A 526-nucleotide genomic window follows, 5' to 3' on the forward strand; every position below is an offset into this window, starting at 1 on the left:
ACCATGCTGCTGGGCGCGGCCACGCTGCTCGCTCAGCAACCCGACTTCGACGGCTCGGTGCACCTGATTTTCCAGCCGGGTGAAGAAGGCGGCGCGGGCGCGCGCGCGATGATGGAGGACGGCCTGTTCACGCTGTTCCCCTGCGAAGCGGTGTTCGCGCTGCACAACTGGCCCTCGCTGCCCGCGGGCAAGATGGCGGTGCGCGTCGGCCCCATCATGGCGTCGGCGCTGCGCTTCGAGATCCGCATCAGCGGCAAGGGCGGCCATGCGGCCATGCCCCACACCACCATCGACCCGATTCCCGTGGCCTGCGCGCTCGTGGGCCAGCTGCAGACGCTGGTGTCGCGCAGCACCGACCCGCTCGACAGCGCGGTGCTCACCGTGGGCCAGATCGCTTCGGGCACGGTCGAGAACATCATTCCCGACAATGCCGTGATCTACGGCACGGTGCGCACGCTGCAGACCAGCACCGAGAAGATGATGATCGCCGGCCTGCACCGCATCAGCGAGCATGTGGCCGCGGCCC

The 526-nt window shown here is 69.0% G+C and carries 1 protein-coding gene; it reads left to right on the forward strand.

What is annotated here, in order from left to right; translation table 11 throughout:
- On the forward strand, positions 1-526 hold a 526-nt coding region (locus D3H34_RS33745; protein WP_119558939.1), incomplete at both ends, for an amidohydrolase.

The sequence above is a fragment of the Acidovorax cavernicola genome, assembly GCF_003581445.1.